Raw genomic sequence first — 12,088 nt, forward strand, 5'->3', positions numbered from 1 at the left:
AGCATTGTGCTTACTTTTTCACAAGAATATTGGCTGCACCATTGCAGTCTGCATTCACCAGAATACCAAATTGAGTACGATACAGACCCCGATTAATTCGCTTGCCAGAGAACTCGTGCTTCTTGGGATTGTCGGCATTAAAAACAGGAATAGTATCATTGTCTAAAAAACTAGCTTTACTAGTATAAGATTCTTCCTGCTCCACGTATTTGATTCCGTATCGCTCACAGAGAGCTTTCAGTTTAAATCTAAAGCTGCTGTGGGGAATCTGCACGAAGTTCTGATTATTGCGAGAACCAATATTAATGGATTGTTTGATCTCAAGATTGAATCCAACTACCAGCTTGCCAATACGATGTTCAATACAGTGGTTTATGACATATCTAGCCGCTTTGTTCAAGTAATCCCGAACTTTGGCATTACGATTAATAGCCAGTTTAGCTTGACGCTCGGTAGTCCCCTTGATTTTCTGCAAATCTTTAATAGATTGCAGTCTAGCGTTTTCTTTATGTAGAGTCGAGGAGGGATATTATTCCCTGCCCCTCTCTGTTAAATCTGGGCGTGCAGCTTTCACTGCACCCAGCTTCCGACGTTCTTAGCTTTCGCTTTTGCTCATGTGTATATAATCGTGGCAGCTTTCATGAATTGCTAGAAGGTTTTTTGGTTTCCAATTGTTATGATTGGCATCAACATGATGTAAATGTACCTTCTCATCACTGAGCATTTTTAGTCCACAATGTCCACATTTATGGCTTTGCCGTTTAAGGGCTTTAGAGGTATTATCGTCGTATAACTTACTGTTGCGTTCACTCCAATAAGTTAAATCTCCGTCGTAGGGCGATTTCTCACCTTTGACATTGATGTGTTTGTTTTCGGAGTAGGGAACTGCTGGGAATGCCTTTTTTAGTAATTGTTTACAGGTATGGCGATTCTGATTGGCTTCCTTGTTGAATACCTTGAAAGCTCTTGCTCGGATATTGGATAGCGAGTTACGTGACCCGTCCATCTTGCAGGAGCGGTGGTAATTCCTCCAGCCTCTAACTACAGGGGCTAATTTCTCAGCCTTTGTGGTAGCACCATAATTCGAGTTGTTGACGATGAATTTTACTTTCTTGCGAAAAGCTTTGTAATTGTCCACTGATGGGACGCATCTAAACTTTCCGTTTTTCTGGACTTTGAAATGCCAGCCGAGGAAATCAAACCCATCTGTCGCGGCGGTTAGCTTCGTCTTTTTCTCACTGACTTTCATTCCCCGATCTGCTAGGAACTGACTGATTTTGTCAAGTATTTCTGTGGCATCGTCTTGAGGTCTAAGTATTATCACCATGTCATCCGCATAGCGGATTGTTGGCTCGATAATACTTTCTTTTGGGGTTTTGTCTGTAATTCTAAATCCTTTAAGGTGGTATCTATGAATACTTTCAATCCCATTTAAGGCGATGTTAGCTAAAAGTGGACTTACCACTCCGCCTTGGGGTGTTCCTTGTTCAGGGAACTCTGGGTTGACTCCGGCTTTGAGACAGCGGAATACTCCCTGTCTGATGCTATAAGGAGCGATGAGTCTGTCCATGATTGCGGTGTGGTTTATCCTGTCAAAGCATTTTTCAATATCGAGTTCTATAACTCGTTTTTCTATTCCATTAGCGTGGGAGCTTAGGTTGGTAAACAGGATTTTCTGCGCGTCTTGCGCTGACCGTCCCGTTCTGAACCCGTAGCTCCTAGCATGGAAGATTGCTTCGTGCGCTGGTTCTAATGCGTATTTAATAAGGCATTGATATGCCCTATCAGCAATAGTGGGGACTTTGAGAATCCGGGTTTTACCGTCCTTTTTGGGGATGGGTATTTCGCGTAATCCCTGGTGTTTCCAGTCGTTATTTTCGGTTCTGAGTTTTTCACTCAGTTCAAACCTTTGCTCATAGGTTAGAGCGGTTTTCCCGTCTATTCCCGCTGTCTTTTTCCCAGCATTTAGCTGTGTTACTTGTCGAATAGCCAGTAATCTTGCTGCGGTTGATTTCAGAATCAGCTTTTGTAGTGACTTAGCTTTACGCTTGTCGCCAACTTGAACCGCTTTGTACACTCGTTTTTGTAGGCGAAATAGGTTGCGGCGGAATTTCTTCCAAGGCAACATCTTCCAGGATTCACGCTTAGTTGTCTCTGTGTCTAATCATGCTCTGCTCCAATCTGTGTATTCTGAACACCTCAGACCAATTACGGTCTGTCCTACCCGAATTGAAGGGATTCCGCTGCTCGTCCAGCCTACTTATAGGGTTCGACCACCCTTAGACCCTCAATCCGTTTTTATTCGTTCCCTCGGTTGATTGATAATTCCCTTAGGTGTAGCCACTTCAACCATTGGATTCCCTGGACTCTTACCGCTACTGTCCAAAAGTGCGGCGGGAATTAAACTCCAATGAAGTCAGGTTTTATTGTTGTGTCCTGCTTAACAATTAGGTTGCTTTTCTAGGCTGGTGTTTCACCGTAGGAACTCCCCGTTAGCACCAGTGTCATCTCACAACAGATGTCTGATTGCGCCCTGTTCCCAGCTTCGACCTCCCGCAACCGAGTCGGGTCATCGTGGGCAGATAGGGAGTCATACCTGAGTCTGGCAGATGGGACTTACACCCATATCAGACCGAGAGTTCAACCTTCTCTATTGTTAGATTGGGTTGGTTAGCTTATGTACGGACTGATTACCGTGATTCAGCTAACAACGAATCGCACTTGGACTCATATTTCAAATGTTTCCGTTCTTGAAAGTAATACTGCCTAACTGTGTAAAGCCCTACATTGTAGAGATTCTTGCTCAGTCTACAGAGTTCCTTTAGGGCTGTAAATTCATTAGCTTTGAGTCCCCGTATTTGATTCTTTTGAGTCAGATACATTTTAGTTTCGCTGTAACTAGAGTCATCCTAGCGAAAAACATAAAGGTTGTCAATATGCACCAAAGACCACAGCGGTTAAAACCGTGGTCAGTGAGCAGTTCGACAAGCTCACTGTAACACTTGTCGAACTGCCCGTGTCGCGGCTGGTGAGCTGCGTCGATAGCGTAGCGTGGCGTTAGCCATACCATCCCTCTCAGGTCTAAAGACACGCTCGTTTCCCGCTTACCGCGAGGTCTTATGATAAATATTGAAAATCTTATGACCTTAATTAACAAACTATTAACCAGTGGACAAATCCTGCTCAAAATTGTGCTACTGTAGAATAACTAAAAAATTGTCAAAATTCCTTGTTGCTTGAGATGTTAATCAATTAAAGTATCGCCCACGGCAATATTTGTATAAATTAATACCTCTTCAGCCATTGTCCATAAGGTGAATTAAAAAATATGACCACAGTTTACGAAACCATGTACATTTTGCGTCCTGACTTGGGAGATGAGCAAGTAGGACAACAAATCGCCAAATACGAAAACTTAATTCGTGAACACGGTGCTGAGAATATTGAAATTCAAAACCGTGGTAAGCGTCGTCTGGCCTATGAAATTCAAAAGCATCGTGATGGCGTTTATGTTCAACTCAACTACACAGGTCCTGGAACTGTAATTGCTATCATGGAACGCGCAATGCGATTGAGTGAAGAAGTGATTCGCTATATGACAGTCAAGCAAGAAGTTCACAAAGAAAAACCAGAAGAAGTTGTAGCAGCTTAATAACCGTGTTTTCCGAAGTGATTAGTTAGATAACTCCACAAAAAAGATGAACTGCTTGCAGCAGGACTTCGCTATCCAATTTTGTGGTATCGTTCTTGTATTATTAGCGGGCAAGATGCCCGCACTACAAGAAATTTTGGATATTTCTTTAATTGGAAGTCTCTCAGCAGTTCAGCAGTATGGCCTGCGTCATACTGCGACATCAGGAAATTACTAAAAATCGCTCAATTATTTCACTCGAATTGCGACCTATGTGATATAATGGGCGCAAGTGAAAAATTAACTATATATATTAAGTAAGAGCTTTAAGTGACTGTGAGCCAATCTGATATACCAAACATCCAAGAACTGTCTACCGAAATATCCCAGTTGCGCCAAGACTTGCAACTGCGAGATCAATTAGTTCAACAGTTATCTCAAGAACTATTCCGGCTAGTTAAGGGTAATACTAACTTTACACCGCCAAAATCTGAGCCAGAGATAGATTTGAGTCAATTGCAGGCTTTAAGAGATCAAATCCAAGCCGTCGAACAGCAGGTGACGTTCTATCAAGAGCAAATTACGAATCGTGATACGGAGATTTACCAATTACGACAGTCTGTACAAGAACTAACTGATCGTAGTCGAATGTTAGAGCAGGTAGTACAGGAGTTACCCCAAATTTACCGTCGTAAGTTTGAGGAACGCATGACACCAGTGCGAGACAAGGTCACAATCCTACAACGAGAAAATCGCCAATTGCAAGCCGAATTGCAAAGTGTGAGTTATCGTTTAGCACTTAAAAACCGCTACACAAATCATGGCGGTATTGATTTACCTACTTTTCCTCGTTCGGAAGTTACAACCGATAGTGTACCTACTGCCCAGAATGTCTAAAATTTGTGACTGTATTTGAATTAAATCTTGTAATAGTCAGATCCCCGACTTCTTAAAGAAGTCGGGGATCTTTTTGTTTACTTTAATCCACCCAATATTATTTAGTTTTTTACTAATTCCTTCAGGTCATGATCTACCATTAGCTCTACTAATTGCTCAAAAGAATATTGAGGTTTCCAGCCTAATTGTTTTTGAATTTTGTCAATGTTACCCAATAATAGCACTGATTCATCCGGTCGGTAAAAAGCAGGATCAACGACAACGTAATCTTGCCAGTTTAACCCAACAAAGTTAAAAGCACACTCTACCAGTTCCTTAACTGAGTGGGTTTTACCACTAGCAATAATATAAATCAAGTTAATCCAGTAATTAGGGCTTTTTTAGTCATTTGTTGATATTTAATAATTACCGATTTGCCATTTAATAGTTGGTTACAAACAAGACAGAAAGGGGTGAATTTTAACCGTTAATTTCAGATGGATAGAATTTATACTATATCTAAGAAAAATAACGAATATTCTACCAGCCACTGACTCTGAAAATTCTATGCCTAATTAATTGATAAGCATAACCTAATGAATGAGCAACTGGCATTGTTAACAAGACAATTCCACAGAGAAACCAGCGACTTAGGAATGATGGTATTTTATCTTTATCATCCCGCCAAATTTCTGACTCGAAACTAGTTCTTAACTTAATTGTGACTCGCAAACTTTCTAAAAATGGTAATGACAGCCCTAGTATAAATAATATCTCAATAGGTAAACCCAGGCGAGGAAACAATAAATCAATTAATAATAATAAAGTTATTGATGATATTACTAAAAATGGCAATATACCTCTTATCTGTGATTTAACAGAATATTTGATACTAGTTAAATAACGTCCTCTACCGTATTTAAAATATTGAATATATAAGGATTTCCATGTTTTTCTGGGATAGTACCAAACGCGAATTTTGGAACTAATATAGATTGCATTTTGGTCTTTTTTAAGTAGTTTTTGGTTTAGTTCTGCATCTTCATTAGCAGTTGCTTCTGTTGAATAACCTGATACTTCTGCCAAAGCTTTCTTCCAAAAACACCCTAAATAAACAGTGTCTACATAACCGTTATAATTTGAATCTCTATATTTTGCTCCACCACTGCCTAAAATACTTTTGGAACTTAAAGCTATTCCCGCTTGAAAAGGTGTTTTAGCAGCAAACCGTTGCGCTCCACCAACATTTAGAGCATTGGATTCTAGTAATGCTTCTACACATCTTTCTATATAATCAGGAGCGTAGTCTGAATGAGCATCGGCTCTCAGGAAAATATCACCCGTGCATTCCTGTAATATGAGATTGAGTCCAGCAGATTGAACTTTTAATGGGTTGTGTAAAAGCTTGACTCTAGCATCTTCTAGGGCTAGATTTTTAATAATATCTTGAGTTCCATCTGTACTCCCACCATCAGCAACGAATACATCTATTAGATTTGGATAGGCTGTTGAAAGGAATTCCCTAACTATCCGTTCTATATTTGCTACTTCGTTATAAGCTGGTATTGCTACTGTCAATGTAGGATTGTCTATATTTGTAGGAATCATATTAATTTGTATAAACTTTGCTCAATTTTACAAAATCTGATATACAACTTATCACTTATTCAGCCAACTGAGCATATTCTTAACAGCTAATTCTGGATCAAGATGGGAATTGAAAGATGGAGTTGGTAAAAAGCGATGGCACATAGTTTGTCCTGTCTTGTAGGTTAGTTTAATTTCCTGCAAAAGTGAATCTAAATCATTGGTATTAAATAAAATTCCGTTAAGACCATTTCTCACCATTTCTCTGTTAGCCCCAACGTTGCTGGCAACAACAGGCACTTTTTCACCGAGTGCTAAAGCAATGGCACCACTTTGAGAAATTTGTCTATAAGGAGCTAAAACGAAATCTGATAAGCCGAGAACTCCCAGAAGTTCCGAGTAGCTATAACTACCTATTTTTAAGAAGAGTTTGCTACTATCAATTCCTAATTCCGTTATTAAAGCTTGATTAGCCTCTAAAGTCCATCCCTTACCTAAACGTCCTAAAACAACACCATATACATCTAGTTCTGCTAAAGTTCGATAAAATATATCAATACCATGATCTAAATCAAGCCTAGATATATAGGCCATGATTGGCTTATTCTTGGCTGCTGTCCTGATTTGCGACACCAAATCAATATCTGGCTGAATCATTTCCAGCATCGGGTGAAAGTGGGGGTGCAACATTACATAGGTTTTTTCTACATCCAAGTTAAAACGTGTTAAAGCTTCATCTCTCATATGTTTTGAAAGAAATATTAATCTATCAAATGAGGAGAAAAATTGCTTGTTTTTACTTTGATTGTTCTGAAAAAACCAAAATGGTGTTTGTTGAATATCCTCCAGATTATGAACTAGCATAGTTAGATTTTTTGCCTTTTGTCTAAATACACCTAGACCCATTAGTTCTAGTCTGGGCAAAGAAACTCCCGACGAATATAATAAAATGCTATTCTTATTTAATTCACCTGCTATCCTGTTAAAACTAGGATAATAAGCCAAAAGTATCTGTAACTTTTTAAATGGATGTAATTTACCTAATTGCAAAGAAGTAAACTTACTAAAAAAAGGACTCAAAGGAACTGTTTCACTTAGTTCCATCTCAGTTCTATTAGTTGTTATTACTCGGAAATTGAAGGTACTATCTAAACTTTGGTTATGAATTTGCTCGGCAATGAGTTTCAAGAAATGCGCGTCTCTATTAATCGGATCAACCCAAATGATTAAATTTGCTGTCATTCTTAGCTCCAATATGACTGATTTTTCAGTTTCATTATAAATCTTTCCAACAACTTAGTTTCAAACAAACGTATGTAAATTCTTGGTAATGATAAAACAGATATTTTTTTATTCCCAGAAGACTGTAAGTTTCTCATTGTACTACTTGCACGAGACATCCTAAATCTATATTTCGCAGCTGGCACTCTAATCAATTTAGTCTTACTAGCAATTTCTGAGATATGTTCTTGATCAGCAACTAATCCACTATTTAAGTTATAGGGATAAGTTTTTTCTAAAGCAGTTGAGTAAATAGCATTGGGGTGAAATATAATAGGGACTTCTTTTTGAACAAAAGGTATAAAAAATGGAGGCTTTCTTGAAAAAAGAATATGGGATTTTTCATTGATAAAATCAACCGTACCATATAAAGTATGATTTTGATGATTATCTAATTTAAGTATTACTTGAAACATTGTTTCAATAAAGTATTCATCAATCTCGTCATCTGAATGAATATACATTACGTAAGGTGATTTAACCAGCGAAACTGCATAGTTTAAAGCTTCATATACTCCAGATGGTTTGCGAGACAAAACCAAAGTAGATGGTGATACTTCTTGAATTATTTCAATTGTACTATCTTTAGAAAATCCATCTACAACTAAGTGAGATATTTTAACACCACTCACACGATTACAAGATAGTCTTATGGAATCCATACATCTTCTAATATATTCAGAAGAATTGTAAGTGAGAGTTATAATTGTTAAGTCTGATTCTTTTAAATCAACAAAGCTAAATTCTTTCATAAGAAATTTTATTTTAGATAATTAACAAATTTATAGAATCCTCTATTTAGCATTTTCTAAGTACGCTTCTATTATTTGTGAATTTTTGTCATAAAAATCAAAAAACATACTCGCAGCATCATCAAGGCTAATTCGATTTTCTTTAATGAAATAAAATTTTGGATTGGGAAATGCCAGTTCTAATGCTCTATAAACTCCAGGATGAATGCTAAAATATGTCCCATCTAAAAACTCTGTTGCTATTAATCTTTTCATCAAAATGTTTTTATTGTCTAAAAAACCAAGTCGTTCTAGAATATTAGAAGCACAATAAAAAAGAATATCATTACTAGGATGGTTCTTAGTCCAAAAAAGCCGCTTTAGTTGATAATTATGCCTAACATGACTAGCCATTTTTACATCTATACCAAATTCACATTCTCTCCTTTCTAATTCATCTATTGATGATTTTAAATTTTCTTGAATCGACAATGTATCCAAAGCGTCGGGATCATTTAGGAATTTTATGACATCTTTGACTTGAGAACCACGAATAAACATATCAATTATATTTTTATTGTGATAGTCCCCAAATGGTCCCACAAAAACCCGATCATCGTCTATTGCATTTGGCTTACTAATATATATAATTTCTGGATTATAACTATTGAAATATAAAGAGTGAAATGAAATTGAGAGTGACTGCGGCTTTAGTAAATTTTTGATATAATCAGTACCAAGTTCTTCTAGTCCCCTATAGCCTGATTTCACTGGTTGATATATGAACAAATCTATTTCCTGAATAATGCTTTTCAAATTTTCTAAATCAGCTTTTTCCATCTCGAAAACTGGCTTAAATTTGACTATCTCATAATTTAGAGAAAATCCAGGATTAGCACATAGAATGCGAGATATTATACGGGCTTGACAGTTTCCATAAACCAAACATTTTTTTCTTTTGCCTGATTTTAGTTGCGTAGTAATTAATAAAAGAAGCTCTAAGGACTTGTTTATGGATTTATTAAATAAACTTTGTATCATCATAAATAAAATTTCCTCTGTGAAAGGGTTTTAACCACATGAATACTTATACTTAAGAAGATAATAACTTGCGTTTTTACATCCATATATCCCATGTAAGCAAAAGCTCAATTTATTACCTTACGGAGTATACATACAAGTATATGTTTTACGTCTCAAAAAACAAATAAATCCTCACTAAAGCATATCATTATAGTTGTATACATAATAAAAGGGAATGTCAAAAATAAAATATAACTCAGTTTTTTTATCCTCGTGATAGAAACTAAAAATGCTAAGACTTCAATTACAAAAACATAGTAAAGCATCCTTCTGCCAAACTCCTGAATTCCAGGTGAATTAATCGAATAATAACATAAGCCATATCCAAGAAAGCCTAAGAAGTATAGGATTACTGATAAATTTGTTGAGAATTGTTTTATGGTGTTATAAAATTTACTATAACTACGATTGTTAATTATAAGGATTATAAAATCAATACAAAATAATAATTGAATAAATATTGCATTTTTACTTTCTACGACAAAAGTGTAAGTACCTTTAGCATTTTGGTAATTCGAGTATCTTGAAATGGAAGCATCCAAAAAATTAAATGTACTAATTACATAAATAGGATATAAAGATCCTATGAATAAACTGATCAATACTAATGTTCGCACTGGTTTTTTATTAGGACTACTATTATCGTATAACGAAGAATATGATGATAGTATTACAACTAGGGAAATTAATATACTAATTGCTAGTGAAGAATAGTGACACAGAAAAGCCAATGTTGAAAATATAAAAGCAAATAAAGCGTTTTTCCAATTAACTTGATCCGAATTATTAATAATATTTTTTGAGTAGGAAAGAAGAAAAGAAGAACACAAAATTAGAAATGATGCAGCCATTAGCTGTCTTGACTGATTTAAAACGAACTCTCCAAAGAATGCTGGTAGTACCGCTACAAAAGAAATTGCTGGTATATAAATATTTTTTCCGACTGCAGTTTCTATAAAATGGATTATACATAATAAAAAAAATACTACTATAGTACCGTGCCAAACGAAAGCTCCATCATCAAAGTTCCTAAATAACCATAAAGAAATAGTAGAAAGAGGTTCGTAGGGAGTAGTTTCTAAAACTTTGTCAACACCAAATGTTGATATGCTTTCAAGAAAATTCTGATAAACGTTAAGATCATTTGTGTTCCGTGTACCAAGGTAATATAAAGTAAAAATGCAGCAGCATAACAGTATTTTTGTAATTTGGTAAGCTCTTGCATTAAATCGAGGCCAATAAGATATCAAGATTCCCATAAATAACAAAGTTAAAAAGAATATCGGTCTATGGATCATAATAAATGGGAATAAATATTTATTTTTTGTTTGGAATTAAACTCTGATAAAGGCTTATATATTTCTCCGCTTGGGCTTTTACAGTAAAGTCATTCTCTACTTTTTCCCTACCACGTTGTGAAAGTGCTACCCAACGGTGTTTGTCTTCAAGTACCCAAGCAATTCCTCTAGCTAGGTCTTCTATATCAAAAGCTTTAGCCAAATAACCATTTTGTTGATGTTCTATCATATCAGGCATTCCGCCAATATCAAAAGCCACGCAGGGAGTACCACAAGCTAAAGACTCCATAACAGTATTCGGTAAATTATCTTGCACAGAAGGAGCGAGAAATACATCCGCTGCTGCATAGACTAAGGAGAGGGAAATATCATCATTTAATCTGCCTAAATAATGTGATTTAAAGCCAAGTTCAGTAGGATTTTTAGGCTGAGATGCACCAAATACAACCAATTCTACTCGCTCTCTCCACCCAGATTGACTGAGATTTTGTAAAGCTGATTGTAGAAAATTAAAACCCTTTCTTGGATCACTCGTTGCACTCATAGCTCCAAATAGAATCAGTTGCTTATCTTCAGGTAAACCGAGAATAGACCGTGCTACAGATTTTTCAATTGGTTTATACTGTTTCGTATCCAGTCCATTAGGAATAACCTCAATTCTTACATCTTTTAGTAAGGAGCTAGAAGCGGCACATTTAGCTAACCAATGGCTAGGAGTAACTATAGTTAGATTTAAGTTTTGCCATGCCTTTGTTTTCCGTTGCCAAATCCAGCGTGATAGGTCTTTTTCCTTATTGCTATGCAGTTGAGGGCAAGTACCACAGGAGTTTGTGTAATTCATACAATCTCCATTGTAGTGACAACCTCCAGTAAATGCCCACATATCATGGAGCGTCCAAACTATGGGTTTGTTGAACTTAGCAATTGTCTCTATTTTTAAATAGCCACCATTAATCCAATGTAAATTAATCACATCAGGATTGATCTGAGCTACTTGTGCGGCTAAGTTATCTAGTAGCCATTGAACGGAATAGGTAGAGCGATCGCGCTGGGGGTAAATTTGTAATGGTATACTATCGAGAGTGGGTGTTAATTTGCCAATGCCTTTACTTAGTTTGCTTACTGGAGCAATTACTGAGTAATCATCACTCTGCTTGTTTTGTACAAGCATTTGTGAATCTACACCAATATTTTTTAAGCCTTGATGTAAACGATAAGCGGCACGGGCAGCACCTCCAATAATATCACTAGTGTTAAGTAGCAGGGGTTTGATCATTTTTATTTACAAATGTATAATTACCATTACCTTGTGAGCAAATCAAATTTTATCAATTAAAGCTATATCGAATGATATATCTTCCCCGCAACGGACAAGGTAACAAACAGAATCAGAACTAAGTAAACCTACTGGAATAACCCAACCACCATATTTCGTTCCTAATTCAACCAAATCCTTTCGAGGGAAAATTTTTACGAAAGTTAGACTATCTCGACCCAAAAGTCTAAAAACAGAACTAGAAATTTTTTTGATGACTTTTGAAATAAATTCCACTATGTTCATGTTGTATTCTACTTCAAGTATATTAAGTATTAGTTGAAAC

The 12,088-nt window shown here is 36.4% G+C and carries 10 protein-coding genes and 2 pseudogenes; 2 read left to right on the top strand and 10 right to left on the bottom strand.

The genetic code is table 11. The features are described from left to right. Nucleotides 1–10: 10 nt before the first annotated feature. Both AN490_RS20185 and AN490_RS20190 read right to left on the bottom strand, forming a co-directional pair. Nucleotides 11–475 carry an IS200/IS605 family accessory protein TnpB-related protein gene (locus tag AN490_RS20185; protein WP_300006630.1) on the bottom strand — a complete coding sequence of 155 codons (465 nt, stop codon included), beginning with the start codon at nt 473–475 and terminating at the stop codon, nt 11–13. A 120-nt stretch (nt 476–595) separates the two neighbouring features. Next, nucleotides 596–2,168: pseudogene (locus AN490_RS20190) on the bottom strand (reverse transcriptase domain-containing protein). A gap of 1,160 nt (nt 2,169–3,328) precedes the next feature. Here AN490_RS20190 and rpsF point away from each other — a divergent pair. Together rpsF and AN490_RS20200 are read left to right on the top strand one after the other, a co-directional pair. After that, the gene (gene rpsF, locus AN490_RS20195) at nt 3,329–3,652 is read left to right on the top strand and encodes a 30S ribosomal protein S6 (protein ID WP_300006631.1); all 324 of its coding nucleotides are present in this window, start codon (nt 3,329–3,331) and stop codon (nt 3,650–3,652) included. Between the two features lie 315 nt (nt 3,653–3,967). Then, the gene (locus tag AN490_RS20200; protein WP_213712887.1) at nt 3,968–4,528 is read left to right on the top strand and encodes an Npun_F5560 family protein; all 561 of its coding nucleotides are present in this window, start codon (nt 3,968–3,970) and stop codon (nt 4,526–4,528) included. A gap of 101 nt (nt 4,529–4,629) precedes the next feature. On the opposite strand, the pseudogene AN490_RS20205 reads toward AN490_RS20200, so the two are convergent. The 8 genes and pseudogenes from AN490_RS20205 to AN490_RS20240 form a co-directional block, all read right to left on the bottom strand. Further along, nucleotides 4,630–4,878 (bottom strand): annotated as a pseudogene (locus AN490_RS20205) (GDP-mannose 4,6-dehydratase); the annotation flags it as partial. A 169-nt stretch (nt 4,879–5,047) separates the two neighbouring features. Continuing rightward, nucleotides 5,048–6,115, bottom strand: a complete 1,068-nt coding sequence (locus tag AN490_RS20210) for a glycosyltransferase family 2 protein (RefSeq protein ID WP_300006632.1) — start codon at nt 6,113–6,115, stop codon at nt 5,048–5,050. A gap of 51 nt (nt 6,116–6,166) precedes the next feature. Beyond that, the gene (locus AN490_RS20215) at nt 6,167–7,336 is read right to left on the bottom strand and encodes a glycosyltransferase (protein ID WP_300006633.1); all 1,170 of its coding nucleotides are present in this window, start codon (nt 7,334–7,336) and stop codon (nt 6,167–6,169) included. Between the two features lie 2 nt (nt 7,337–7,338). Further along, a complete protein-coding gene (locus tag AN490_RS20220; protein ID WP_300006634.1) occupies nt 7,339–8,127 on the bottom strand; it encodes a glycosyltransferase in 789 nt (262 codons plus the stop codon). A 42-nt stretch (nt 8,128–8,169) separates the two neighbouring features. Beyond that, entirely contained in the window at nt 8,170–9,150 is a 981-nt protein-coding gene (locus AN490_RS20225) for a WcbI family polysaccharide biosynthesis putative acetyltransferase (RefSeq protein WP_300006635.1), read from the bottom strand. A 152-nt stretch (nt 9,151–9,302) separates the two neighbouring features. Beyond that, entirely contained in the window at nt 9,303–10,487 is a 1,185-nt protein-coding gene (locus AN490_RS22955) for an EpsG family protein (protein WP_366925056.1), read from the bottom strand. A 19-nt stretch (nt 10,488–10,506) separates the two neighbouring features. After that, nucleotides 10,507–11,760 (bottom strand): glycosyltransferase family 4 protein, encoded by a 1,254-nt coding sequence (locus tag AN490_RS20235; protein ID WP_300006706.1) that lies wholly within the window; start codon nt 11,758–11,760, stop codon nt 10,507–10,509. 45 nt (nt 11,761–11,805) lie between these two features. Then, on the bottom strand, nt 11,806–12,048 hold the full coding sequence (locus tag AN490_RS20240; protein ID WP_300006637.1) for a hypothetical protein: 243 nt from the start codon (nt 12,046–12,048) through the stop codon (nt 11,806–11,808). Between the last annotated feature and the right edge of the window lie 40 nt (nt 12,049–12,088).

This window comes from Anabaena sp. AL09 (genome assembly GCF_001672255.1).
GTDB classification, from domain to species: Bacteria; Cyanobacteriota; Cyanobacteriia; order Cyanobacteriales; family Nostocaceae; genus Dolichospermum; species Dolichospermum lemmermannii.

Excerpts from the sequence above, each read along its gene's own strand:
- AN490_RS20240 (WP_300006637.1), bottom strand. The coding sequence starts at position 12,048 with ATGAACATAGTGGAATTTATTTCAAAAGTCATCAAAAAAATTTCTAGT.
- AN490_RS20210 (WP_300006632.1), bottom strand. The coding sequence starts at position 6,115 with ATGATTCCTACAAATATAGACAATCCTACATTGACAGTAGCAATACCA.
- AN490_RS20220 (WP_300006634.1), bottom strand. The coding sequence starts at position 8,127 with ATGAAAGAATTTAGCTTTGTTGATTTAAAAGAATCAGACTTAACAATT.
- rpsF (WP_300006631.1), top strand. The coding sequence starts at position 3,329 with ATGACCACAGTTTACGAAACCATGTACATTTTGCGTCCTGACTTGGGA.
- AN490_RS22955 (WP_366925056.1), bottom strand. The coding sequence starts at position 10,487 with ATGATCCATAGACCGATATTCTTTTTAACTTTGTTATTTATGGGAATC.
- AN490_RS20215 (WP_300006633.1), bottom strand. The coding sequence starts at position 7,336 with ATGACAGCAAATTTAATCATTTGGGTTGATCCGATTAATAGAGACGCG.
- AN490_RS20225 (WP_300006635.1), bottom strand. The coding sequence starts at position 9,150 with ATGATGATACAAAGTTTATTTAATAAATCCATAAACAAGTCCTTAGAG.